At 68.2% G+C, this 22,803-nt stretch carries 23 protein-coding genes; 16 read left to right on the forward strand and 7 right to left on the reverse strand.

What is annotated here, in order from left to right; genetic code table 11:
• Nucleotides 1-35 precede the first annotated feature (35 nt).
• The 9 genes from EV675_RS14700 (at nt 36) to truA (ending at nt 10,301) form a co-directional block, all read left to right on the forward strand.
• Nucleotides 36-497 carry a CBS domain-containing protein gene (locus EV675_RS14700; protein WP_207221984.1) on the forward strand — a complete coding sequence of 154 codons (462 nt, stop codon included), beginning with the start codon at nt 36-38 and terminating at the stop codon, nt 495-497.
• Between the two features lie 295 nt (nt 498-792).
• Nucleotides 793-1,893, forward strand: a complete 1,101-nt coding sequence (gene aroC, locus EV675_RS14705; protein WP_130358109.1) for a chorismate synthase — start codon at nt 793-795, stop codon at nt 1,891-1,893.
• A 61-nt stretch (nt 1,894-1,954) separates the two neighbouring features.
• Complete coding sequence (locus tag EV675_RS14710; protein WP_130358110.1) at nt 1,955-2,794, forward strand: M48 family metallopeptidase; 840 nt, start codon at nt 1,955-1,957, stop codon at nt 2,792-2,794.
• Between the two features lie 266 nt (nt 2,795-3,060).
• On the forward strand, nt 3,061-4,464 hold the full coding sequence (gene leuC, locus EV675_RS14715; protein WP_130358111.1) for a 3-isopropylmalate dehydratase large subunit: 1,404 nt from the start codon (nt 3,061-3,063) through the stop codon (nt 4,462-4,464).
• A gap of 11 nt (nt 4,465-4,475) precedes the next feature.
• Nucleotides 4,476-5,144, forward strand: a complete 669-nt coding sequence (leuD, locus tag EV675_RS14720; RefSeq protein ID WP_130358112.1) for a 3-isopropylmalate dehydratase small subunit — start codon at nt 4,476-4,478, stop codon at nt 5,142-5,144.
• A 56-nt stretch (nt 5,145-5,200) separates the two neighbouring features.
• Nucleotides 5,201-6,274 carry a 3-isopropylmalate dehydrogenase gene (gene leuB / locus EV675_RS14725; RefSeq protein WP_130358113.1) on the forward strand — a complete coding sequence of 358 codons (1,074 nt, stop codon included), beginning with the start codon at nt 5,201-5,203 and terminating at the stop codon, nt 6,272-6,274.
• Nucleotides 6,275-6,355: 81 nt separating this feature from the next.
• Complete coding sequence (asd, locus tag EV675_RS14730; protein ID WP_130358114.1) at nt 6,356-7,483, forward strand: aspartate-semialdehyde dehydrogenase; 1,128 nt, start codon at nt 6,356-6,358, stop codon at nt 7,481-7,483.
• A gap of 137 nt (nt 7,484-7,620) precedes the next feature.
• Nucleotides 7,621-9,498 (forward strand): motility hub landmark protein FimV, encoded by a 1,878-nt coding sequence (locus EV675_RS14735; protein ID WP_130358115.1) that lies wholly within the window; start codon nt 7,621-7,623, stop codon nt 9,496-9,498.
• An 11-nt stretch (nt 9,499-9,509) separates the two neighbouring features.
• Nucleotides 9,510-10,301, forward strand: a complete 792-nt coding sequence (gene truA / locus EV675_RS14740) for a tRNA pseudouridine(38-40) synthase TruA (RefSeq protein ID WP_130358116.1) — start codon at nt 9,510-9,512, stop codon at nt 10,299-10,301.
• 24 nt (nt 10,302-10,325) lie between these two features.
• Here the strand turns inward: truA and EV675_RS30000 are convergent, their stop codons facing one another.
• Nucleotides 10,326-10,922: a tannase/feruloyl esterase family alpha/beta hydrolase gene (locus tag EV675_RS30000; protein ID WP_242621454.1), complete on the reverse strand. Its 597-nt coding sequence runs from the start codon at nt 10,920-10,922 to the stop codon at nt 10,326-10,328.
• On the opposite strand from EV675_RS30000, the gene EV675_RS30005 reads away from it, so the two are divergent.
• Complete coding sequence (locus EV675_RS30005) at nt 10,921-11,124, forward strand: hypothetical protein (protein WP_242621455.1); 204 nt, start codon at nt 10,921-10,923, stop codon at nt 11,122-11,124. The genes EV675_RS30000 and EV675_RS30005 overlap by 2 nt on opposite strands.
• On the opposite strand, the gene EV675_RS30010 is transcribed toward EV675_RS30005, so the two are convergent.
• Nucleotides 11,121-12,188, reverse strand: coding sequence for a tannase/feruloyl esterase family alpha/beta hydrolase (locus EV675_RS30010; protein WP_242621456.1), 1,068 nt, complete (start codon nt 12,186-12,188; stop codon nt 11,121-11,123). The two genes, EV675_RS30005 and EV675_RS30010, sit on opposite strands and share 4 nt — an antisense overlap.
• A gap of 202 nt (nt 12,189-12,390) precedes the next feature.
• Here EV675_RS30010 and EV675_RS14750 point away from each other — a divergent pair, with 202 nt between their 5' ends.
• The 5 genes from EV675_RS14750 (at nt 12,391) to EV675_RS14770 (ending at nt 16,771) form a co-directional block, all read left to right on the forward strand.
• Nucleotides 12,391-13,032 (forward strand): phosphoribosylanthranilate isomerase, encoded by a 642-nt coding sequence (locus EV675_RS14750; protein WP_130358117.1) that lies wholly within the window; start codon nt 12,391-12,393, stop codon nt 13,030-13,032.
• Between the two features lie 71 nt (nt 13,033-13,103).
• Complete coding sequence (gene trpB, locus EV675_RS14755; RefSeq protein ID WP_130358118.1) at nt 13,104-14,303, forward strand: tryptophan synthase subunit beta; 1,200 nt, start codon at nt 13,104-13,106, stop codon at nt 14,301-14,303.
• Nucleotides 14,304-14,314: 11 nt separating this feature from the next.
• The gene (gene trpA / locus EV675_RS14760) at nt 14,315-15,190 is read left to right on the forward strand and encodes a tryptophan synthase subunit alpha (RefSeq protein ID WP_130358119.1); all 876 of its coding nucleotides are present in this window, start codon (nt 14,315-14,317) and stop codon (nt 15,188-15,190) included.
• On the forward strand, nt 15,187-16,056 hold the full coding sequence (accD, locus tag EV675_RS14765) for an acetyl-CoA carboxylase, carboxyltransferase subunit beta (protein ID WP_130358120.1): 870 nt from the start codon (nt 15,187-15,189) through the stop codon (nt 16,054-16,056). The genes trpA and accD overlap by 4 nt, the downstream gene beginning before the upstream one ends.
• A gap of 178 nt (nt 16,057-16,234) precedes the next feature.
• Entirely contained in the window at nt 16,235-16,771 is a 537-nt protein-coding gene (locus EV675_RS14770) for an acyloxyacyl hydrolase (RefSeq protein ID WP_130358121.1), read from the forward strand.
• A 335-nt stretch (nt 16,772-17,106) separates the two neighbouring features.
• Here EV675_RS14770 and moaA read toward each other — a convergent pair whose 3' ends face one another.
• The 3 genes from moaA to bcsP form a co-directional block, all read right to left on the reverse strand.
• Complete coding sequence (gene moaA / locus EV675_RS14775) at nt 17,107-18,210, reverse strand: GTP 3',8-cyclase MoaA (protein ID WP_130358122.1); 1,104 nt, start codon at nt 18,208-18,210, stop codon at nt 17,107-17,109.
• A 97-nt stretch (nt 18,211-18,307) separates the two neighbouring features.
• Nucleotides 18,308-19,081 (reverse strand): cellulose biosynthesis protein BcsQ, encoded by a 774-nt coding sequence (gene bcsQ, locus EV675_RS14780; protein WP_130358123.1) that lies wholly within the window; start codon nt 19,079-19,081, stop codon nt 18,308-18,310.
• Complete coding sequence (bcsP, locus tag EV675_RS14785) at nt 19,078-19,569, reverse strand: cellulose biosynthesis protein BcsP (RefSeq protein ID WP_130358124.1); 492 nt, start codon at nt 19,567-19,569, stop codon at nt 19,078-19,080. Before bcsP ends, bcsQ begins: the two co-directional genes overlap by 4 nt.
• Nucleotides 19,570-19,925: 356 nt before the next feature.
• Here bcsP and EV675_RS14790 point away from each other — a divergent pair, with 356 nt between their 5' ends.
• On the forward strand, nt 19,926-21,221 hold the full coding sequence (locus EV675_RS14790; RefSeq protein ID WP_165404619.1) for a GGDEF domain-containing phosphodiesterase: 1,296 nt from the start codon (nt 19,926-19,928) through the stop codon (nt 21,219-21,221).
• A gap of 9 nt (nt 21,222-21,230) precedes the next feature.
• Here EV675_RS14790 and EV675_RS14795 read toward each other — a convergent pair whose 3' ends face one another.
• Together EV675_RS14795 and EV675_RS14800 are read right to left on the reverse strand one after the other, a co-directional pair.
• The gene (locus EV675_RS14795; protein ID WP_207221985.1) at nt 21,231-22,241 is read right to left on the reverse strand and encodes a two-component system response regulator; all 1,011 of its coding nucleotides are present in this window, start codon (nt 22,239-22,241) and stop codon (nt 21,231-21,233) included.
• On the reverse strand, nt 22,238-22,798 hold the full coding sequence (locus tag EV675_RS14800; RefSeq protein WP_130358126.1) for a chemotaxis protein CheB: 561 nt from the start codon (nt 22,796-22,798) through the stop codon (nt 22,238-22,240). Before EV675_RS14800 ends, EV675_RS14795 begins: the two co-directional genes overlap by 4 nt.
• Between the last annotated feature and the right edge of the window lie 5 nt (nt 22,799-22,803).

The following is a 22,803-nucleotide window of genomic DNA, read 5'->3' on the forward strand; positions in this document are numbered from 1 at the left end:
AAACAGAACCGGCGTGCGTGGCTGAGGAGGCCGTCATGATCAAAGTCAGTGAAATCCTGCGCGTCAAGGGCGACGCGCTTTATACCGCCAGTCCCGATACCCCGGTCGGGCAGGTCGTCGATACGATGGCCCTGCAAGACATCGGCTCGCTGGTCATCATGGAGTTCGGCGAGCTGGTGGGGATGCTCACCTTCCGCGAAATCATCCGGCACCTGCAGGCCAATGGCGGCTCCCTGGGCACCACCACGATACGGTCGATCATGGACGACGCGCCGGTCACGGTGTCGCCCAACACCGAAGTCAACGAGGTGCGGCGCCTGATGCTCGACAAGCACGCCCGCTACATCCCCGTCATGGACGGCCGCATGCTGCTGGGGGTGATCTCGTTCTATGACGTCGCCAAGGCCGTGCTCGAGGCCCAGGGCTTCGAGAACCGCATGCTCAAGGCCTACATCCGCGACTGGCCCGGCGAGCAGCGCGAGACGGAAGCTCTGTAACCCCCCTACGCGCTGACGCGCGCCCCCCAGGGGGCGAAACCGGCGGACTGGCGAAGCCAGATTCGCGGTTTCCTGGGTCTAGTACCAGCCTCTTGGGTTGGATCACGGTTGCTACCGCTGGCAGCCAGCGGTAGCAACGGAGCTACACCCCAAGATAACGGTACCAGACCCAGGATGCGGTGGATCCGGCTTTGCCGGTCCACCCGCATCGCCCCCTGGGGGGCGCGCGTCAGCGCGTAGGGGGGGACACCATCCTAGGGCTACAATGGCTCATCCCTACCGGAGCCCAGATTCCATGCCAGGCAGCACCCTCGGAGAACTCTTCTGCGTTACCAATTTCGGTGAATCCCACGGGCCGGCCGTCGGCTGTGTGATCGACGGCTGTCCCCCGGGAATGGCGTTGACCGAGGCCGATATCCAGGTCGAGCTCGATCGCCGGCGTCCCGGCACGTCGCGCCATGTCACCCAGCGGCAGGAACCCGACCAGGTCGAGATCCTGTCCGGCGTCTACGAGGGCAAGACCACCGGCACGCCCATCGCGCTGCTGATCCGCAACCAGGACGCGCGCAGCAAGGACTACAGCAACATCGCTGAAACCTTCCGCCCCGGCCACGCCGACTACACCTACTGGCACAAGTTCGGCATCCGCGATCCGCGCGGCGGCGGCCGTTCGTCGGCCCGCCTGACGGCGCCCACCGTGGCGGCCGGCGCGGTGGCCAAGAAGTGGCTGGCCGAACGCTACGGCGTGCGCGTGCGCGGCTACATGAGCCAGCTGGGCGACATCGAGATTCCGTTCGAGGACTGGGACGCGGTCCATACCAATCCGTTCTACGCGGCCGGCAGCAGCCGCGTGGCCGAGCTCGAGGCCTACATGGACCAGTTGCGGCGCGACGGCGACTCGGTGGGCGCGCGCATCGAAGTGGTGGCCGAGAACGTGCCGGTGGGCCTGGGCGAGCCGGTGTACGGCCGCCTGGATGCCGACATCGCCTACGCCATGATGGGCCTGAACGCGGTGAAGGCGGTCGAGATCGGCGCCGGTTTCCACAGCGTGGAGCAGCGCGGCACCGAGCACGGAGACGAACTGACGCCGGAAGGTTTCCTGTCGAACAACGCCGGCGGCATCCTGGGCGGCATCGCCACCGGGCAGCCGATCACGGTGTCGCTGGGCATCAAGCCCACCTCCAGTATCCGCAGTCCCCGCCGGTCCATCGACAAGCAGGGCGCGCCCACCGTGGTCGAGACCCACGGGCGCCACGATCCCTGCGTGGGTATCCGCGCCACGCCCATCGCCGAGGCGCTGCTGGCCCTGGTGCTGGCCGACCATGCGCTGCGCCATCGCGCGCAATGCGCCGACGTGTCGGTCGAGACGCCTCGCCTGGGCCAGGCGCGCGGATAAAGAAAGTAACAGGGGTTTTGGGGCAAAATTGCCGCCTTGGCGTTCTTGTCTTGGGGGCTGCATGAAAAAGACCAAACGTTCTCCTGTCTTCCGCCGCGCCGCGATGGCCGCGGCGGCCTTGGCGCTGGTGGCCGCGGCCGGCTGCGAGTCGGTCAATACCACCCAGGGCGGCACGATAGGCATCGACCGCACGCAGCGCATGTCCAGCCTGGTGTCCGAGCAGCAACTGGACCAGCAGGCCGTCCAGCTCTATCAGCAGACGCTGTCGGGCGCGCGCAGCAAGGGGCAGCTCAACACGAACGCCTCGCAGCTCGCCCGGGTGCGGACGATTTCCCAGCGCCTGATCGCGCAGGTGGGGGTGTTCCGGCCCGATGCCACGAAGTGGAAGTGGGAAGTCAACGTCATCGACGACAAGGAAGTGAACGCCTGGTGCATGCCGGGCGGGAAGATCGCGGTCTATACCGGGCTGATCAATACGGTCAAGCCGACGGACGACGAATTGGCCGCGGTGCTGGGCCACGAGATCGCCCATGCGCTGCGCGAGCACGCGCGCGAGCGGGCGTCCGAACAGATGGCGACGAGCATGGGCCTGAGCGTGCTGGCGGCGATCACGGGGTCGCAGGCGAGTTCGGACCTGGGCGGGGCGCTGGCCAACGTGATGTTCGGGCTGCCGAACAGCCGCTTGCACGAGACGGAAGCGGACCGGATGGGGGTGGAGCTGGCGGCCCGGGCGGGGTATGACCCGCGGGCGGCGGTGACGCTGTGGACGAAGATGGGGCAGGTCGGCGGTTCCGCGCCGCCCGAAATCCTGTCCACCCACCCGTCGGCCGAATCCCGTATCGCGGACCTGAAACAGGCTTCCGAGAAGGTGTTGCCGCTGTACCAGCAGGCTCGACGCTAGCGTCCTTAAAGCGGCCGTGGCGGGGAGTAAAAACCCCCATCGCCGCCAGCCCGTTGTTACCCAGGATGCGGAGGATCCGGCTCCGCCGGTCCTCCCGCATCGCCCCTGGGGGCGCGCGCAAGCGCGTAGGGGGGGCTTAATATACAATCAAGAGTTCCCTATCCCTGAGCGGGTCCGTCGAGGCTGGTCCTCGCGCCTGAGCGACGCCGAGAGGCGCCGAGCCGTGCGGCTGTTCATGAGCCCGTTCACTTTTTGGCCGGAATCTCATGCCTCAGACCCTTTACGACAAGCTGTGGGACGCCCACGTCGTCCATCAGGAAGAAGACGGTACCTGTCTGATCTACATCGATCGCCACCTGGTCCACGAAGTGACCAGCCCGCAGGCGTTCGAAGGGCTGAAGCTGGCCGGTCGTCCGGTCTGGCGCATCAGCGCCAACCTGGCGGTGGCCGACCATAACGTGCCCACGCACAACCGCGACCAGGGCATTGCCGATCCGGTCTCGCGCCTGCAGGTCGATACGCTGGACGCCAATTGCCAGGACTACGGCATCGTCGAGTTCGACATGGGCGATCGCCGCCAGGGCATCGTGCACGTGATCGGGCCCGAGCAGGGCGCCACCCTGCCGGGCATGACCGTGGTCTGCGGCGATTCGCATACCAGCACGCACGGGGCCGTGGCCGCGATGGCCTTCGGCATCGGTACGTCCGAGGTCGAACACGCGCTGGCCACGCAGACGCTGCTGGTCAAGAAGAACAAGAACATGCAGGTGCGGGTCGAGGGCAAGCTGCCCGCCGGCTGCACCGCCAAGGACCTGGTCCTGCACGTGATCGGCAAGATCGGCACGGCGGGCGGTACGGGGCATGCCATCGAGTTCGCCGGCAGCACGATCCGCGACCTGTCGGTCGAAGGCCGCATGACCATCTGCAACATGGCCATCGAGGCCGGCGCGCGCGTCGGGCTGGTGGCGGTGGACGAGAAGACCATCGAGTATTTCCGCGACCGTCCCTACGGCCCCAAGGGCGAGGCCTGGGACCGGGCGGTGGCGTACTGGAACACGCTGCATTCGGACGAGGGCGCGCATTTCGACCGTGTGGTCGAGATCGACGCGGCCGAGATCCAGCCGCAGGTCACCTGGGGCACCTCGCCCGAGATGGTGCTGCCGGTGGGCGCCAACGTGCCGGATCCGGCCAGCGAGACGGACGAGACCCGCCGTTCGGGCGTGGCGCGCGCGCTGGAGTACATGGGCCTGACGGCCAACATGCCGATCACCGACATCAGGATCGACAAGGTCTTCATCGGTTCGTGCACCAACTCCCGCATCGAGGATTTCCGTGCCGCCGCGGCGGTACTGCGCGGCAAGCGCGTGGCATCCAATGTCAAGCTGGCGCTGGCGGTGCCCGGTTCGGGCCTGGTCAAGGCGCAGGCCGAGCAGGAAGGCCTGGACAAGGTCTTCATCGAGGCCGGTTTCGAGTGGCGCGATCCCGGCTGCTCGATGTGCCTGGCGATGAACGACGACCGCCTGGAACCCGGCGAGCGCTGCGCCTCGACCTCGAACCGCAATTTCGAGGGCCGGCAGGGCGCGGGCGGCCGCACCCACCTGGTGAGTCCCGCGATGGCGGCGGCCGCCGCCGTGGCCGGTCATTTCGTCGACGTTCGCAAGGTCAACTAAGGTAGAGCATCATGCAAGCATTCACCACTCACGAAGGCCTGGTGGCGCCGCTGGACCGCGAGAACGTCGACACGGACCAGATCATCCCCAAGCAATTCCTGAAGTCCATCCATCGCAGCGGCTTCGGCCCCAACCTGTTCGACGCCTGGCGCTACCTGGACGAAGGCCAGCCCGGCATGGACAACAGCAAGCGGCCGCTGAACCCGGACTTCGTGCTGAACCAGCCGCGCTACCAGGGAGCCTCCATCCTGCTGGCGCGCAAGAACTTCGGCTGCGGCTCGAGCCGCGAGCACGCGCCGTGGGCGTTGGACCAGTACGGTTTCCGCGCGGTGATCGCGCCTTCGTTCGCAGACATCTTCTTCAACAACTGCTTCAAGAACGGCGTGCTGCCCATCGTGCTGTCGGAAGCCGACGTGGACAGCCTGTTCCAGGAAGTGGAGGGCAAGGAAGGCTATCGCCTGACCATCGACCTGGACCGCCAGGTCGTGGCAACGCCATCCGGCCGCGAACTGTCGTTCAGCGTCGACAGCTTCCGCAAGTACTGCATGCTGAACGGCCTGGACGAGATCGGCCTGACGCTGCGCCACGCGGACAAGATCAAGGCCTTCGAACAGAAGCGGCTCGCCACCCAGCCCTGGCTGGATGTTCCTGAGTTGCGCGGCAGCCAGGCCAGCCGCTGACACCGTAATTCCGCCGGCCTCCACGGGCCGGCCCCGACCCTGAATCAAGAGCCACAATGACACAACATATCGCAGTGCTGCCGGGAGACGGCATCGGTCCCGAAATCGTCGAACAAGCCGTGCGCGTGCTGACCGCGCTGGGCGAGACGTTCACGCTCGACACCCAGCCGGTGGGCGGCGCTGCGTACGAGGCGGCGGGCCACCCGCTGCCGCCGGCCACGCTGGACCTGGCCAGGAAGGCCGATGCGGTGCTGTTCGGCTCGGTGGGCGACTGGAAGTACGACAAGCTCGAGCGCGCGCTGCGTCCCGAGCAGGCCATCCTGGGCCTGCGCAAGAGCCTGGGCCTGTTCGCCAACCTGCGCCCGGCCATCCTGTATCCCGAGCTGGCCAATGCCTCGTCGCTCAAGCCCGAGGTGGTGTCGGGGCTGGACATCCTGATCATCCGCGAACTGACCGGCGACATCTATTTCGGCCAGCCCCGCGGCGTGCGCACGGCCCCGGACGGCGCGTTCGCGGGCCAGCGCGAGGGCTTCGACACGATGCGCTATGCCGAGCCGGAAATCCGCCGCATCGCGCACGTGGCCTTCCAGACCGCCCGCAAGCGCCGCGGAAAGTTGTGCAGCGTCGACAAATCCAACGTGCTCGAGACCTTCCAGTTCTGGAAGGACATCGTCACCGAGGTCGGCAAGGAGTATCCTGACGTGGAACTCAGCCACATGTACGTGGACAACGCCGCCATGCAACTGGTGCGCGCACCCAAGCAATTCGACGTGATCGTGACAGGCAACATGTTCGGCGACATCCTTTCCGACCAGGCTTCCATGCTGACGGGCTCCATCGGCATGCTGCCGTCCGCCTCGCTGAACGAGACGGGCAAGGGCCTGTACGAGCCCAGCCACGGCTCGGCGCCCGACATCGCGGGCAAGGACATCGCCAATCCGCTGGCGACCATCCTCTCGGCCGCGATGATGCTGCGCTATTCGCTCGACAAGGCGGCCCAGGCCGACCGGATCGAGGCAGCCGTCAAGAAAGTGCTGGAGCAGGGCTTGCGCACGGCCGACATCTACGAAGAAGGCACGACTAAGGTCGGCACTGCCGAGATGGGCAGTGCCGTGATCAAAGCTCTGTAACCAGCCTGCGTGTCGCGCCCCCCGGGTGTGATGCGCCCGGCAAAACAGTTTCAATCTGGACTACTTGTTAGGGGTGTGTAAATGAAAGCAGTTGGTCTGGTCGGCTGGCGCGGCATGGTCGGTTCCGTGCTCATGCAGCGCATGCGCGACGAAAACGATTTCTCGCTGATCGAGCCGGTGTTCTTCTCCACCAGCAACGCCGGCGGCGCGGCGCCCTCGTGGGCGCAGGGCGCCGGTCCGTTGCAGAACGCGTTCGACATCGAGGCGCTCAAGAAGCTGCCCATCATCGTCACGGCGCAGGGCGGCGACTACACCACCGAGGTCTATCCCAAGCTGCGCGCCGCAGGCTGGGACGGCATCTGGATCGACGCGGCCAGCACGCTGCGGATGAAGGACGATGCCATCATCGTGCTCGACCCGGTCAACCGCAAGGTGATCGACGAGGCGCTGAAGAAGGGCGTCAGGAACTACATCGGCGGCAACTGCACGGTCAGCTGCATGCTGATGGGCCTGGGGGGCCTGTTCGAGCACGACCTGATCGACTGGATGACCAGCATGACCTACCAGGCCGCCTCCGGCGGCGGCGCGCAGCACATGCGCGAGCTGCTGACCCAGTTCGGCCTGCTCAACGCCACGGTGTCAGGCCTGCTGGCCGATCCGGCCTCGGCCATCCTGGAAATCGACCGCACCGTGCTTGCCAAGCAGCAGGACGGGTCGCTGCCGCAGGAACACTTCGGCGTGCCGCTGGCGGGCAACCTGATCCCCTGGATCGACAAGGATCTGGGCAATGGCGTGTCGCGCGAGGAATGGAAGGGCGGCGCCGAGACCAACAAGATCCTGGGCCGCGGCGAGGGCTTCGGCTCGTCGCCCATTCCCATCGACGGTCTGTGCGTGCGCATCGGTGCGATGCGCTGCCACAGCCAGGCGCTGACCATCAAGCTCAAGAAGGACGTGCCGCTGGACGAGATCGAGGGCATGCTGCGCGAGAACAACCAATGGGCCAAGGTCGTTCCCAACACGCGCGAGGCGTCGATGCAGTCGCTTACGCCCGTGGCCGTCACGGGTACCCTGGACATCCCGGTCGGCCGCATGCGCAAGCTGGCGATGGGCCCCGAGTACCTGAGCGCCTTCACCGTGGGCGACCAGTTGCTGTGGGGCGCGGCCGAGCCGCTGCGCCGCATGCTGCGCATCGCCCTGGGCGAACTCTGATACTCGGGCTTGCATCAGAACGTACCTGAGCTTGCGACGGTAAGTCTCTGATGCTACAAGGAGGCCCGGCGGGCGGCGACCTGCCGGGTTGACCAACCGCCAGGCTATTCGCGGGGGCTTTTGCGCATGGGATTAGGATGAACGGACTTTCCGACCGAGAGACAGGCCGTCCGGCCTTGATATACAAGCGTCCGCGCGCGGGCGGTCCATCGGCGGGACTGCTGGCGCTGGGATTGGCGGCCGGAGCCGTATCGGCGGCGCAGGCCGCCGACCTGGGGGCGCTGAAAGTCCTGTCCGCATCCGGCGAGCCCCTGCGGGCCGAGATCACCGTCAATGCCGCGACGCCGCAGGAAGCCGCCACGCTGAAGGCGGCCGTCGCGCCGCGGGACGTCTACCGCCAGACCCAGCTCGAATACAGCGAGGCGCTGGCCAACCTGACCCTGCGTATCGAAGACCGCCCCGACGGGCGCAAGGTGGTCAGCATCGCCTCGGCGGCGCCGCTGGACGTCCATGTGCTGGACCTGCTGGTGGAGCTGACCTGGAACATGGGCCGCTTCATCCGCCAGTACACCTTCATCCTGGACGTGCCGGCGCCCAAGGCGCAGGCGGCCGAGACGCAGTCCACGCCCGCCGCGCTGGAGGTCAAGCCCGGCGATACCCTGTTCGGCATCGCGGGCCGCCTCAAGCCCGAAGGCGCATCGATCTACCAGACCCTGGCGGCGCTGCTGCGCGCCAATCCCCAGGCCTTCGTCGACGGCAACATGAACCGGCTGCGCGCCGGCGCGTCGCTGTCCGTGCCCGGCGCGGACGACGTGGGCGCGATCGACGCGGCGCAGGCCGCGGCGCTGTTCGCCAGCCAGGCAGAAGCCTTCGAGGCCTATCGCCAACGCGTTGCCGGCGGGGCCCGGCAGGTGCCGGCCGGCGCGGCCACGGGCGGGGCGGAGTCGCGGGGCGACATCGCGTCCTCGGCCGGATCGCAGGCGGAATCCGGCGCGAAAGAGGGTGATGCCCTCAAGCTTTCCAGCGGCGGCCAGGAAACGGCCGCCGGCGGCGAGCAGACCACGCGCGACCGTCTGGAAGAAGAGCGCGACGCCACCGCCAGGGCCATGCGCGAGGCGCAGGAGCGGGTCGAGGCCTTGCAGGGCAACGTCGAGGCCATGCGCGGCCTGCTCGAGGCACAGAACGAAACACTGGCGAAGATGGAGCAGCAGGCCCGCGACCGCGCGGCCGATGCCATGGGCGGCCAGCCGGCGCCGGCGGCCGGCGACACGGCCGCCCGGCCGGATGCCGCCGCGCCCGCGGCCCCGGCGCAAGCGCCGGGCGAGCCGCCCACGAATGCCGCCGTGCCGGCCGAGCCCGCCGAAGCCGCGCCGGCCGGCGCTCCCGAGACCAAGCCATCCCTGACCGCTTCGGTGGCCGACAAGGTCCGCGACCATAGCGTGGCGGTGCTGGGCGCCATCGTCGCCGTGCTGGCGGCCCTGCTCGGCGCCTTCGCGCTGCGCCGCCGCTCGGCCCGCGCCGAACAGGAAGAGGCGCGCGAGGCGGCCCGCATCGAGGACGAGAACGCCAGCGAAGAGGCCGACGCGCTGCCGTCGGCAGCGGGCGCGCCGGTCAACCACCTGCGCGACTGGGACGACATTCCGCCGTTTCCCATTCCCGACGAGCTGCCGCCGCGCGTGGAAGGCGAACCCGACGACTACCCGGACGACGACGAGCCCGAGGATGCCGGCCGTCCCGCGGCCGTTCCGAAGGCTGCCGCGGCGGCCTTCGGACTGGACCTGAACCTGGACGCCCCCGCGCCGGCGCAGGACGAGACCGGGCCCGCCTCCGCCACCGGCATCGACCTGGACACGGACCTGGACGCGCCGGCCGGCATGGCCGCCAAGCTGGACCTGGCCAAGGCCTACGCCGACATGGGCGATCGCGCCGGCGCGCGCGAGCTGCTGGAAGAGGTCCTGCGCGACGGCGACGCGGACCAGCGCGAACGGGCGCGGGCGCTGCTCGCCTCCTGGTAGGATCGCCGGGCATGCCGCGCATCGCGCTGGGGCTGAGCTACGACGGCTCCCCCTGGCTGGGCTGGCAGACCCAGCCGCACCGGCGAACCGTGCAGGACCGGCTGGAGTCGGCCCTGGCCGCTTTCGTCGGCCAGCCGGTGGCCACCCTCTGCGCCGGCCGCACCGACACCGGCGTTCATGCCGCGCAGCAGATCGTGCATCTGGACACCTCGGTGCTGCGTCCCGAGCAAGCCTGGGTCCGCGGCGTGAACGCACATCTGCCGCCCAGCATCGCGGTGCGCTGGGCGCGCGAGGTGCCCGCCGACTTCCACGCCCGGTTCTCGGCGCGCTCGCGTTCCTATGTCTACCTGCTGCTGGACGATCCCGTGCGCTCACCGCTGTGGACGGGCCGCGCGGGCTGGAGCTTCCGTCCCCTGGACCTGGAGGCGATGCGGGCGGGAGCGGTCCATCTGCTGGGCGAGCACGATTTCAGCAGCTTCCGGTCGTCCGAGTGCCAGGCGGCCTCGCCCGTGCGCACGATGCACGAACTCGGCATCGAGCGGCGCGGCAGGCTGGTGGTCTTCACCTTGCGCGCCAATGCCTTCCTGCATCACATGGTCCGCAACATCGTGGGGGCGCTGGTGTACGTGGGGCAGGGCAGGCAGTCCGCCGACTGGATGCCCGCACTGCTGGCCGAGCGCAACCGGACCAAGGCGGCGCCCACCTTCTCGCCCGACGGCCTCTACCTGACGGCCGTGGGCTATCCCGGCGACTACGGCCTGCCGTCCACCGACGCCACCGACGAGATCAGGCTGGGGCGCTGATCCGCCGGGCGTCCGGCCGGCTTCCTAGCGGCAGCTGTAGTTCGCGCCGTCGGTGACGGAACCGCTGCCCTTGTAGGTGGCCTTCTGCGGATGGACGCAGATCGGCATGCTGACGCTGGCGTCGGCGGACTTCAACATCAGCGGGCCCGGCTGTGTGCCTTTCTCCACCCAGGCGACCAGGGCGTCGAAGAACTGGTTGGCCGCGGGCAGCGGCACGGTGTTGGCCGTGGCGGCCGGCCCCGCGCTGCCGCTGACGGTGCCCACGCCGGCGCAGTGGCCCATGCCCGGGACCAGGTACAGGCGGTTGAAGGCCTGGACGGCGTCCATGCCGCCCATCTTGTCGGCCACGCGAGCGAGGTAGTTCAGCGAACCGGCGGGTGTGATCAACTGGTCGGCCAGCCCGTGGTAGCTGATGACCTTGCCGCCGCCGTCGCGCAGCCGCGTCAGGTCCGGATTGTCGGTGTTGATGTGGCCGAAGGCCGCCTGTAGCGCGACGCCCCGGTCATAGGCGTTGGCCAGGTCGGCGTAGCTCATGTCCTTCCATTTGTCCGTGCCATTGCCGGTCGCGTTGGTGAAGGACGGGGTCGCGTAGCTTGGATTCTGCAACTCCAGGGCAACCATGTCGGTGGCGATGGTGAACGGCCGGGCGACCGGAGGCGTGCCGGAGGAGCCGGCCAGGCCGCCGAGATCCGTGCCGCGCGTCAGGCCCCACCAGAGCTGCTTGCTGGCCAGCGTGGCGGCGCTGGCGTTGTCCGCCTGCGGGTCGGGGGCGCTGCCGTCGGCGGTCTGGCCGTACCAGATCTTGTTGATGGTCCGGGCCTAGGCCAGCGAGACGCAGGCGGCATCGGTGCTGGTGCCGACCACGCCGTTGCCGGCCACGCCCGCGCACAGCGCCGAGGCGTCGCGCGTCGGATCGTAGCGGCACTGGCTGGTGTCGGGAATGAAGCCCAGGTGCTGGCCGCCCACGGTGTCGCAGGCGCTGACCGCGGCGGCGCTGACGCGGCGCAGCTTGTCGGCGGCGATCGGGCCGCCCAGGTCGCGCTGCATCGCCACCTGCGGATAGAGTTCGTTGGTGATGAAGCGGGTCCAGTTGAAGGCGGGGGCGCCATTCAGGTAGCCATCGTAATCGTCCGGATGTTCCTGGGCGATCTTGTAGCCCTGGCGTCCGCCGGTGGAGCAGCCTTCCCAGTAGGCGTACTGCTGCGGCTTGCCGTAGTAGGCCTCGACCAGCGCCTTGGTCTTGACCGCGAGTTCGTGCAGGCTGCGTTCGGCGAAATCCGCCCATAGCGCGCTGTTGATCGTGCCGTCTTCCTTCATCGCGAACGACCCGTTGCCCGCGATGGCATGGCCGGTGTCGGTGCTGCCGACCGCATAGCCCAGGGCCGCGGTGGCGGCGGCGCCGGCGTTGCCGATCTGGGTGGCCGAGGCCTGGCTGCCGCCGGCCCAGCCGCCACCGCCCAGGTTGCGGATGCGCTGGTTCCAGTTGGCGGGCGTGGGCAACCAGACCTCGATGCCGATGCCGGGCGAGGTGGACGGCGCATCCGCCGTGCCCGGATTGCCCGGGCCGACCACCATCTTGACCAGGCACACATCCTGGGTGGCCTTGGCGGGCGCGGGCGAGGCCGGCGTACCCGCCAGGGCCAGCGCGTCGCCCTGCCTGAAGGCCTTGGCCAGGACCACCTGGGTGTTCGCGTCCGGCTTGAAGGCGGCCTTCATGCTGTCGTCGCAGCTGAGCGTGGCCGCGGGCGGCGGCGGGGGCGGGGCGGGCGGATCGTCGCTGCCGCCACAGGCGCCCAGGGCGGCCAGCAGGCCCGCGGCCCAGGTGCGCGGCGGCAGGCTGGCGAATGGACGAGGCAAGGGAGAGGAATGCTGCTTCAGGCGTGCCATGGTGATCTCCTCGGCGGGCAGCCAGGCTGCCCTCTTTCTTATGGGTGGAACCGCAGGCAGACGAACGTTTATGCAAAATAGTTCTTGTTTTTGTGGCGCAATCATGAATAGTTGTGCATGAATCATCAATTTAGGGCTTGTACCTAGCGCGGCGGGGAAGCGGCCGGAAAGTGGGGCAAGCGCGGGGCGGTATGATGGCGGGATGTCCCGTACCCGTATCAAGATCTGCGGCCTGACCCGCGAACAGGACGTCGCCGCCGCCGTCGGCGCGGGCGCCGACGCCATCGGCCTGGTGTTCTACCCTCCCAGCCGGCGCGCGCTGGCGCCAGCGCGCGCGGCCGAGCTGCGGCGCCTCGTCCCGCCGTTCGTCGACGTGGTCGCCTTGTTCGTCAACGCGTCCGAGGCGCAGATCCAGGACGTGCTGGACGTGGTCCGGCCCGACCTGCTCCAGTTCCATGGCGACGAGACGCCGGAACAATGCGAACGCCACGGCCAGCGCTACCTGCGTGCCTTCCGCGTGGGCGGGCCGGGCATGGAAACATCGCAGGCTTTGCTAAAATCCTGCCTACAGTACGGTTCCGCCGCAGGCTGGCTGTTCGACAGCCATTCCGACGGCTACGGCGGTAGCGGGAGAGCGTTCGATTGGTCTCTGGTCAGCAGCGAAAGCGCGCGTCCGGTCGTTTTATCTGGTGGGTTGCATGCCGGAAATGTGGCGGCAGCCATTGAGTCCGTGCGCCCGTTCGCTGTCGACGTAAGCAGCGGCGTGGAAGAATCGCCAGGCATCAAATCCGCCGACAAGATCGCCGAATTCGTGGCGCAGGTGCGGCGAGCCGACGGCGCCTGACGCCGCATTCCCCCAATCCTTCCGGCGCGCGCCAGGCGCGCGGGCCGGGCTTCATAGCCGGGACCATCCCAGTGAAAACCTACGACTTCCCCGATGCGAGGGGCCATTTCGGCCCATATGGCGGCGTGTTCGTCGCCGAGACGCTCATGCACGCGCTGGACGAACTGCGCCAGAACTATGCGCGCTACCAGCACGATCCCGATTTCGTCGCCGAGTTCAACTACGAACTCGAGCACTTCGTGGGCCGCCCCAGCCCCGTCTACCACGCCAGGCGCTGGTCCGAGGAACTGGGCGGCGCGCAGATCTGGTTCAAGCGGGAAGACCTGAACCACACCGGCGCGCACAAGGTGAACAACTGCATCGGACAGGCGCTGCTGGCCCGCCGCATGGGCAAGCGCCGCGTGATCGCCGAGACCGGCGCCGGCCAGCACGGCGTGGCGACCGCCACCGTCGCGGCCCGCTACGGCATGGAGTGCGTGGTCTACATGGGCAGCGAGGACGTCAAGCGGCAGGCCGCCAACGTCTACCGGATGAAGCTGCTGGGCGCGACCGTCGTGCCCGTGGATTCGGGCTCGCGCACGCTCAAGGACGCGCTGAACGAAGCCATGCGCGACTGGGTGACCAACGTCGAGGACACCTTCTACATCATCGGCACGGTGGCCGGTCCCCACCCGTATCCGATGATGGTGCGCGACTTCCAGACCGTCATCGGCAACGAGTGCCTGGTGCAGATGCCCAAGGCCGCCGGGCGCCAGCCCGACGTCGTGATCGCGGCGGTGGGCGGCGGCTCGAACGCCATGGGCATCTTCCATCCCTACCTGCCGTACGAGGACGTCGCGCTGGTGGGCGTGGAGGCCGCCGGCGAAGGCATGGAGACGGGCCGCCACGCGGCCTCGCTGGCCGGCGGGGCGCCGGGCGTGCTGCACGGCAACCGCACCTACGTGCTGCAGGACGAGAACGGGCAGGTGATCGACACCCATTCGATCTCGGCCGGCCTGGATTATCCGGGCGTGGGTCCCGAGCATGCGTGGCTGATGGACAGCGGCCGGGCGACCTATGTGGGCGTGACGGACGACGAGGCCCTGGCGGCCTTCCATCACTGCTGCCGGATCGAGGGCATCATCCCGGCGCTGGAGTCGTCCCATGCCATCGCGCATGCGGTCCGGCTGGCGCCCACGCTGCCCAAGGACAAGATCCTGCTGGTCAACCTTTCCGGACGTGGCGACAAGGACATGCATACCGTCGCCGAACGTTCGGGCATCGCGCTCTGAGGGCGGTCTCCATGTCGTCATCCTCCCGTATCGCCGCCGCGTTCGCGCGCCGTGCCGCCGCCCCGGGCGCCTGCGCCCTGATCCCCTACGTCACCGCCGGCTATCCCACGCCGGCCAGCACGGTTCCCATCATGCACGCGCTGGTGGCCGCCGGCGCCGACGTGCTGGAGCTGGGCGTGCCGTTCTCCGATCCCATGGCCGACGGCCCGGTCATCCAGCGTTCCAGCCAGCATGCGCTGGAGCAGGGCGTGGGCCTGCGCGACGTGCTGGCCATGGTCAAGGAATTCCGCCGCACCGACAGCCAGACGCCGGTGGTGCTGATGGGCTATGCCAACCCCGTCGAGCGCATGGGCCAGGCCGCCTTCGCCGCCGCCGCGCAGGAAGCCGGCGTGGACGGCTGCCTGGTGGTGGACTATCCGCCCGAGGAAGCCGGCGAGTTCGGCGCCCTGCTGGAAGGGCATGGCATCGACCCCATCTTCCTGCTGGCGCCGACCACCACCGATGAGCGCATCCAGGCCGTGGCCCGGGTCGCGCGCGGCTACGTGTACTACGTCTCGCTCAAGGGCGTGACCGGCGCCGGCCACCTGGACGTCCAGGACGTCTCGCGCCGGCTGGCGCACATCCGGCAGTTCGTCTCGCTGCCGGTGGGCGTGGGCTTCGGCATCCGCGACGGCCAGAGCGCCCGGGCGCTGGGCGCCGAGGCCGACGCCGTGGTCATCGGCACCCGGCTGATCCAGGAAATCGACGCCGCCTCGCAAGGCACCCCCCCGGAACGACAGCCCGAAATCTGCGCTCGCGCAGCCGGGGCATGGTTGCGTACAATCCGGGGGGCGCTAGATGCCCCGCCTCCGGGCGGGGCCTCCCAAGAATCAAGGAAATCCGCATGAGCTGGATAGAAAAACTGCTCCCTCCCCGTATCAAGACCACCGACGGCTCGGCCCGCCGCGTGCCGGAGGGCCTGTGGGTCAAGTGCCCGTCGTGCGAGTCGGTGCTGTACCGCGACGATCTCGTCAAGAACCTGAACGTGTGCCCCAAGTGCGAGCACCACATGCGCATCGGCGCGCGCCAGCGCATCGACGCGCTGCTGGACGCCGAAGGCCGCTACGAGATCGGCATCGGCACGCTGCCGGTGGACAGCCTGAAGTTCAAGGACACCAAGAAATATCCCGACCGCCTGCAGGACGCCATGGCGCAAACCGGCGAGACCGATGCGCTGGTGGTCATGGGCGGCGCCATGCATACGCTGCCGGTGGTGGTGGCCTGCTTCGAGTTCGAATTCATGGCGGGCTCCATGGGCTCGGTCGTGGGCGAGCGCTTCGTGCGCGGCGCCCAGGCCGCCATCGAGCAGAAGGTGCCGTTCATCTGCGTGACCGCCTCGGGCGGCGCGCGCATGCAGGAAGGCCTGCTGTCGCTGATGCAGATGGCCAAGACCACCGCCGCGCTGACGCTGTTGTCCTCGCGCAAGCTGCCTTTCATCAGCGTGCTGTCCGACCCCACCATGGGCGGCGTGTCGGCCAGCTTCGCGTTCATGGGCGACGTCGTGATCGCCGAGCCCAAGGCGCTGGTCGGCTTCGCCGGCCCGCGCGTGATCGAGCAGACCGTGCGCGAGAAACTGCCCGAAGGCTTCCAGCGTGCCGAGTTCCTGCTCGAGAAGGGCGCCATCGACATGATCGTCGACCGCCGCAAGATGCGCGAGGAAATCGCGCGCCTGCTGGCATTGCTGACCCAGCAGCCGGCGGACGCCGTGGCCTGAGGCGGAGAAGGGAACTGCGGCTAGCCTGCAACGCGGCCTGTCATCGGACGTATGCAGATGTAACGAGTTTGTTATAGTCGAAGTTTCCTTTCCCTCTTCACGCGGGGGACCGCATCCTGCCCCCACGGGCAGACGATCTAGACGGCGTCCGCGCGAAGCATCACAGGCAGCCGATCAGATGAAAAAAACCGCCCTAGCCGCCGCGCTTCTCGCCCTTGCTTCCTTCTCGGCCCATGGGGCCGACCCCACCGGCGGTTTCGCCAACGGCGGCTGGAGCGCCCAGTACGGCGTGGTCGACGGCAACCATCGCGCCACGCTCAACTACGAGACTTCGCCGCTCTGGCACATGAAACTCGGCTCGACCCGCCTGGAAGTGGTGGGCGAACTGGGCGGCTCGTACTGGTGGACCTCGAGCGCGCTGCCGGGCTACGCCCGCCGCATGTGGCAGCTCAACGCCATTCCCATGTTCCGCTGGTGGCCCACCGAACGCTTCTACATCGAAGGCGGCATCGGCGCCACCGCCGTCAGCGAGACCAAGTTCCACGACAAGGACATCAGCTCGACCTTCCAGTTCGGCGACCACATCGGCGCCGGCTTCAAGCTGGCCGACAACATGCGCCTGGGCCTGCGCGTGTCGCACTTCTCCAATGGCGGCATGAAGAAGCCCAACCAGGGCCTGAACCAAGTCCAGCTGAACTTTGCCATGGGGTTTTAGCCCCCCCTACGCGCTTCGCGCGCCCCCCCAGGGGGCGATGCGCGTGGACCGGCGGAGCCGGATCCACCGCATCCTGGGGTACCAACGGGCTGGCGGAGAACGGCGATACTGCCTGGCAGCCGCTTGGGCTCAATAAAAACGGCCTTGCATATGATGCGAGGCCGCTCTTGTATCCGCGATCGGATCAGGCCCAGGGCGCAGCGGATCCGGCTTTGCCGGTCCGCCAGTGCCGCCCCTTGAGGGGTGCGGCCATGGGCCGCGTGGGGTGGGCTTCCCTTCCGGTCCACTCGCATCGCCCCCTGGGGGGCGCGCGAAGCGCGTAGGGGGGGGCTCCATCACCCGCCGATGTAGCTCATTTCTATGCGGCCGGAGCGGGGCGTGTCGGCGGAGCGGCGTTCGGAGTAGTTGTCGGTGCGGGCCTGCCAGATGCGGGCGATGGCGGTGGCCAGTTGTTCGTCGCTGGCGCCGCAGCGCAACAGGGTGCGCAGGTCGTAGCCCTGGTCGGCGAACAGGCACAGGTAGAGCTGGCCTTCGGTGGACAGGCGGGCGCGGGTACAGGATGAACAGAAGGCCTGGGTGACGCTGGAGATGACGCCCACTTCGCCGCCGCCGTCGCGATAGCGCCAGCGCTGGGCGACTTCGCCGGCATAGTGCGGCTCCAGGGTTTCGAGCGGCCAGCGGGCGCCCAGGCGGCGCAGGATGTCGGCAGAGGGCACGACTTCATCCATCTTCCAGCCGTTGGAGGCGCCCACGTCCATGTACTCGATGAAGCGCAGGGTGTGGCCGGAGTGGCGGAAGTGCTCGGCCATGGGCTCGATCTGGTCGTCGTTGAGGCCCTTCTTGACCACCATGTTGACCTTGATGGGCCCCAGGCCTGCCTCGGCCGCGGCATCGATGCCGTGCAGCACGTCGGCAACGGCGAAGTCGACGTCGTTCATGCGGCGAAAGACCGTGTCGTCCAGCGCGTCCAGGCTGACGGTGACCCGGTTCAGGCCGGCGTCGGCCAGGGCGCGCGCCTTGCGCGCCAGCAGCGACGCGTTGGTGGTCAGGGTCAGGTCGAGCGGCTTGCCCGATGGCGTGCGCAGCTCGGCCAGCCGGGCAACCAGGGTCTCGATATTCTTGCGCAGCAGCGGTTCGCCGCCGGTCAGGCGGACCTTCTCGACGCCGTGGGCCACGAACAGCCGCGCCAGCCGCACGATTTCCTCGAAGCTGAGCAGGGCGTCGTGGGGCAGGTAGGGGTAGTCCTTGCCGAAGACTTCCTTGGGCATGCAGTACACGCAGCGGAAGTTGCAGCGGTCGGTGACGGAGATGCGCAGGTCGTGCAGCATCCTGCCGCGCGTGTCCGCCAGTTGGCCGGAGGGCGCGATGAGGTCACTGGCGGCCACGGGAACGGGGCGGCGCGCGCGGTAATCGGTCAGCAGGATGGTTTTTTCGGTCACGGTGCGAAGGGCGGCAACAGGGGCGGGACTGGCCCGCCGTGTTCTGTAATACTACCCCATGGCACGGGAGGGTTGTGCCGCATCACTGCGCCTGAGATCAGAGCGAGGGCCCGAGGGTGGACAGCACGTCCTCGATGCTCTGGGCGCACGCCAGGTAGTCTTGCGTGGCCTGGCACCGCGGGTCGTAGTCAAGCACGCTCTGGTTGAAGGCAAGGGCTTCGCTGACCGACTGGTCCTGATGGATGACGCCGACCACGCGCTTGCCGAAGTCGGCGCGCATGACCTGCAGCACGTCGCGCGCGAGTTGCCGCGAGTTGTCGACCTGGTTGACCACGAATACGTGGTTGATGAAGTCGGGCCGCGTGACGCAGTAGGTCTGGACCAGGCCTTCCATCATCGGAAGCGTGGCATAGGAAGCGGCGTCGGGCAGCGTCACGATGACGCTCAGCTGCGCCGCCGACAAGGCGGTGCGCATGTAGATCGAAGGGCCCGGGGGCGTGTCCAGCACGACCACGTCCTCGGTGCCCAGGCCCAAGCTCTGGAGGTTGCGGGTCAGCCAGTCGGCGTGCACTTCCAGGTGGTGCTCGAAGGCCCGCCGGTCGTCCTCGTTGACGGCCCCGTAAGGCAGGACGACGACGCCGGATGAACTGGAGAAGCGGATGTCGCGCCAGTCCTGCCTGGCCAGCGTCGCCCGGGACGTGCCCGTGATGCGCTGGGGATCGTCGCCGAAATGCAGGTGCAAGGCGTTCTGGGGGTCGAGATCGATGGCGAGCACGTTGCGGCCGCCCTGCCGCAGGGCCGCGCAGAGGTTCGCGGCGGCCGTGGTCTTGCCGACGCCGCCCTTGGCGGAAACGACAGCAATAATCTTCACAGTCGATTCAAACGTTCGAGGAGGGATTCGCTTTTCTTGCCGGCCGGGGGTTGCGGGGCAGGTCGGGCCAGGCGGGTGAAGAGCGCTTGCAACTGGGGTTCCGGTCCCTGCTCAGGAGCCATGCGGGCATCGGTCGTGGAGACGCCGACGCCGGCGCGCGGAGCGGTGGGAGGAGGCGATGCCGGCGAGGGGGACAGATGGGGCTCGATGCGCCCCGCCGGCGACGGGACCGGTTCGGCGGCAGGCGGCGCGGCAACCGGCCGGGCGGCCGCGGGCAGGACGGCCGGCTGCGGTGCCTGCGGAAGGTCTCCGGGGACAGGCGCTTCCACGGGGGGAAGGCGTGCAGCCTGGTCCGCCTCGATCGAGGCCAGTAGCGGCCAGCGCTCGCGTGACTGGCGGGCTTCGTTGGCGCGACTGATCTCCTGGTACTGGCCAGGCTGGCCGCCGAAGTGCCGGAACAGGTTGGCGATGTCGTCGGATTCTTTCATGTGTTTCCCATTGATCCGTTTGAGAGCATAGGGGATTGCCGGGGGGGTTCGTACTGGAGGCAACAGTTGTTAACATTGTAACGGGCGAACCCGTGCTTGCAGCCTATGCGTCCCGTAATGTTCCCATGCCAATTATCGGGTGAAGTCTAATGTTGGCGTTTACTAACTTGCCGCGAAAGGCGCGCATCTGGCGCCGGATGACCGGGCGGGCCGCATGGGGCGCGGTTTCGCTTTTGCGATGATCGCCTGTGTGCGATGATCATGTATCACGGCTCCGTGTGCCTGGCGCCGATGACGGACTAGCGGTATATCGATTAAAAGAAGCTTGATGTTTGTTCGATTTTTCCATGTCGCCGATGCCTAGAAGGTCCAAGCCCGCCGAGGCCGTACGACAGTTCGCCAATGTCAGCGAACGGGCCATGTTGTTGCGCGAACTGGGTGTGCTGATCGGCGAGCGCCGGCGCGCCGCCGTCATGGCGCTGGCCTTGCCCTCCGATGCCGCTCCCCACCAGCGTGACGAGATCCTGGGCAAGATCCGCCGTTTCATCCGGGCGGACGACCTGCTTTGCATGCTCGATGACGCCAGCCTGATCATCGTGTTGCGCGACGTCAACGACAAGTCGGGCGCGATAGGCGCCGCCCAGCGGCTGTTCCAGCGGTCCTCGCTGTTGCAGATACTGGGCGCCAGCCAGGGGGCCTCGCTGGCCGCCTTCGGCATCGTCATGCTGCCCAGCGACCTGCCCCAGCCCTCCAACGTGCTGCTGCGCGCCCAGCAGGCGGCCCGCTACGCGCTGCGCACCCGCGCGCGCTGGGTGTGCTGGAACGACGGTCCCGAGGACCTGGACGGCAGGCTGATGTCGCGCGAAGACACGCTGGTCACCGAGGTCATGCAGGGCCTGGACCGCGGCGAGTTCGAACTGTTCTACCAGCCTCAGCTCGAGATGCGGACCGGCCGGGTGCGGGGCGTCGAGGCCCTGGTGCGCTGGCATCGCAAGGGCACCCTGGTCATGCCCAACGACTTCGTGCCCGAGGTCGAGGCGGCGGGGCTCAGTTCCGCGCTGGGCATGTGGGTGCTCAAGCGCGCCTGCCAGCAACTGGCCCAATGGCGCGAGGAAGGCGTGTTCTGTGCCCAGGTGGCCGTCAATCTCAGCGCAGCCCAGTTGCAGGGGGACCTGGCCGAGAGCGTGGGCAGGATCCTGGAGGAATACGGCATCGAACCGGGCAGGCTGGAGATCGAGCTGACCGAGTCGGCCGAGATCCCCGATCCGGAAGCCGCCGGCGCCATCACCCGGCGGCTGGGGGAAATGGGGGTGGGCTTCAGCCTGGACGACTTCGGCAGCGGATATTCCAATTTCCTGCGGCTGCGCTCGGCGCAGTTCGCGGCCGTCAAGCTGGACCGGCAGTTCGTGGCCGGGATGCTGGACAACACCTACGACAAGGAAATGCTGCGCACGGTCATCCAGTTCTGTCGCTCGGTCGAGATCCAGACCATCGCCGAAGGCGTCGAGACGCCGCAGCAACTGGAGGCGCTCCGGCAATTGGGCTGCGATGCCTGGCAGGGGTTCCTGTGCTCGCCGCCCATGGAGGGCGATGCCGTCACCGACTTCCTGCGCCATGCCGACGCCCGCCAGGGCGTCGCGGTCACGCTTTAGCGCGGCCGGTCACAGTAGCGTGGCGGCCAGCCTCGCCTGGTTCTTGCCGCTGCGCTTGGCCTCATACATCGCGTTGTCGGCCGCCTGCACCAGGCTGTCGCGGCTGGTGCCGTGATGCATGGCGATCGCCGCGCCGATGCTGGCGCCGACATGGGCCGTGAATGCCGTGCCGTTGCTGGTCAGCCGGTAGGGCGCGCGCAGGATCTCGCACAAGTCGACGCATTTCTGCTGGATGGCGGCGGCGTCGGCGGCCTTGCACAGCAGGACGCCGAATTCGTCGCCGCCCAGGCGGGCCACGACGTCCTCGGCGCGCAGCGCGGACCGCAGTCGCAGCGAAAAAGCCTGCAACAGCATGTCGCCGGCCTGGTGGCCGTGGCCGTCGTTGACCTGCTTGAAACCGTCGATGTCCACGTACAGCAGCGCGAACAATTCCTCGTGCCGCTGGGCGCGGCTCAGGAAGCGGTCCAGGGTCTCGATGAACAAGGCCCGGTTCGGCAGCCCCGTCAACTGGTCGTGCGTGGCCTGGTGGCGCATCTGTTCCTCGATGCGCCGCCGTTCGGCGATCTCCACCTGCAACTGCTGGTTGCGCTGTTCCAGCGTGGACAGCGCCTGCGCCAGCCGCTGGCGGCCGGTTTCCAGTTCCAGGAAGACCTTGACCTTGGACAGCAGGATCGAGTCGTTGACCGGCTTGGCGATGTAGTCCACGGCGCCGCTGCGATACCCCTTCAACTGGTTCAGGTCGTCGGCGAAGGCGGCCGTGACGAAGATGACGGGCGTATCGCGATTGAGCGGCTCGTTGGACAAGAGGGCGGCGACCTCGTAGCCGTCCATCTCCGGCATGTTGACGTCGAGCAGGATGAGCGCGAAGCGCTGGTCCAGGCAAAGCGCCAGCGCTTCGTTGCCCGAGGTGACCGTGACCAGCTCGGCATCGATCTGCGCCAGCAGCTTGCGCATGGCGAACAGGTTGGCCGGCGTGTCGTCCACGATCAGGATCTTGGGAGTGGGCAGGTCGGTCTTCAAGATAGGCACATCCGGTTGAGTTCACTCGCGATGTCGGCGAGCGCGAGGCAATGGTCGGCGCCCGCCAGGGAAAGCGCCGCTTCTGGCATGCTGGAGGCTTCCGCTTCCTCCGGGTCCTGCACCAGTGCGATGCCCGCCCGCTGCCGCACGCAGCGCAATCCGCGCGCGCCGTCGTCGTTGGCGCCGGTCAGGATCACGCCGGCCATGCGGTGGCGGTAGGCCTCGGCGGCCGATTCGAACAGCACGTCGATGCTGGGTCGCACGAAGCAGACCTTGGGGTCGACATTCAAATAGAAATATTGGTCGCGCCCGATCAGCAGATGATAGCCCGGCGGCGCGACATGGAGCACACCCGGCAGCACCGGCGCGCGCTCCTGCGCTTCCTGCACGGGCATGGGGGTGTCGCGGGCGAGCAACTGGCACAGGGAATCGGCATCGGCCGAGGCCGTGTGGATGACGACGACGAACGCGGTGCGGGGGCAGGGGGCCAGGGCGCGCAGCAGGACTTGCAGGGCCCGCAACCCGCCGGTGGAACAGCCGATGGCCACCAGTTCCATCGCAT

It is taken from the genome of Pigmentiphaga kullae (assembly GCF_004216695.1).
Classification (GTDB): Bacteria; Pseudomonadota; Gammaproteobacteria; order Burkholderiales; family Burkholderiaceae_B; genus Pigmentiphaga; species Pigmentiphaga kullae.

Excerpts from the sequence above, each read along its gene's own strand:
- EV675_RS14700 (WP_207221984.1), top strand. The coding sequence starts at position 36 with ATGATCAAAGTCAGTGAAATCCTGCGCGTCAAGGGCGACGCGCTTTAT.
- aroC (WP_130358109.1), top strand. The coding sequence starts at position 793 with ATGCCAGGCAGCACCCTCGGAGAACTCTTCTGCGTTACCAATTTCGGT.
- EV675_RS14710 (WP_130358110.1), top strand. The coding sequence starts at position 1,955 with ATGAAAAAGACCAAACGTTCTCCTGTCTTCCGCCGCGCCGCGATGGCC.
- leuC (WP_130358111.1), top strand. The coding sequence starts at position 3,061 with ATGCCTCAGACCCTTTACGACAAGCTGTGGGACGCCCACGTCGTCCAT.
- leuD (WP_130358112.1), top strand. The coding sequence starts at position 4,476 with ATGCAAGCATTCACCACTCACGAAGGCCTGGTGGCGCCGCTGGACCGC.
- leuB (WP_130358113.1), top strand. The coding sequence starts at position 5,201 with ATGACACAACATATCGCAGTGCTGCCGGGAGACGGCATCGGTCCCGAA.
- asd (WP_130358114.1), top strand. The coding sequence starts at position 6,356 with ATGAAAGCAGTTGGTCTGGTCGGCTGGCGCGGCATGGTCGGTTCCGTG.
- EV675_RS14735 (WP_130358115.1), top strand. The coding sequence starts at position 7,621 with ATGAACGGACTTTCCGACCGAGAGACAGGCCGTCCGGCCTTGATATAC.
- truA (WP_130358116.1), top strand. The coding sequence starts at position 9,510 with ATGCCGCGCATCGCGCTGGGGCTGAGCTACGACGGCTCCCCCTGGCTG.
- EV675_RS30005 (WP_242621455.1), top strand. The coding sequence starts at position 10,921 with ATGTCGGTGGCGATGGTGAACGGCCGGGCGACCGGAGGCGTGCCGGAG.
- EV675_RS30000 (WP_242621454.1), bottom strand. The coding sequence starts at position 10,922 with ATGGTTGCCCTGGAGTTGCAGAATCCAAGCTACGCGACCCCGTCCTTC.
- EV675_RS30010 (WP_242621456.1), bottom strand. The coding sequence starts at position 12,188 with ATGGCACGCCTGAAGCAGCATTCCTCTCCCTTGCCTCGTCCATTCGCC.
- EV675_RS14750 (WP_130358117.1), top strand. The coding sequence starts at position 12,391 with ATGTCCCGTACCCGTATCAAGATCTGCGGCCTGACCCGCGAACAGGAC.
- trpA (WP_130358119.1), top strand. The coding sequence starts at position 14,315 with ATGTCGTCATCCTCCCGTATCGCCGCCGCGTTCGCGCGCCGTGCCGCC.
- accD (WP_130358120.1), top strand. The coding sequence starts at position 15,187 with ATGAGCTGGATAGAAAAACTGCTCCCTCCCCGTATCAAGACCACCGAC.
- EV675_RS14770 (WP_130358121.1), top strand. The coding sequence starts at position 16,235 with ATGAAAAAAACCGCCCTAGCCGCCGCGCTTCTCGCCCTTGCTTCCTTC.
- bcsP (WP_130358124.1), bottom strand. The coding sequence starts at position 19,569 with ATGAAAGAATCCGACGACATCGCCAACCTGTTCCGGCACTTCGGCGGC.
- EV675_RS14790 (WP_165404619.1), top strand. The coding sequence starts at position 19,926 with ATGCCTAGAAGGTCCAAGCCCGCCGAGGCCGTACGACAGTTCGCCAAT.
- EV675_RS14800 (WP_130358126.1), bottom strand. The coding sequence starts at position 22,798 with ATGGAACTGGTGGCCATCGGCTGTTCCACCGGCGGGTTGCGGGCCCTG.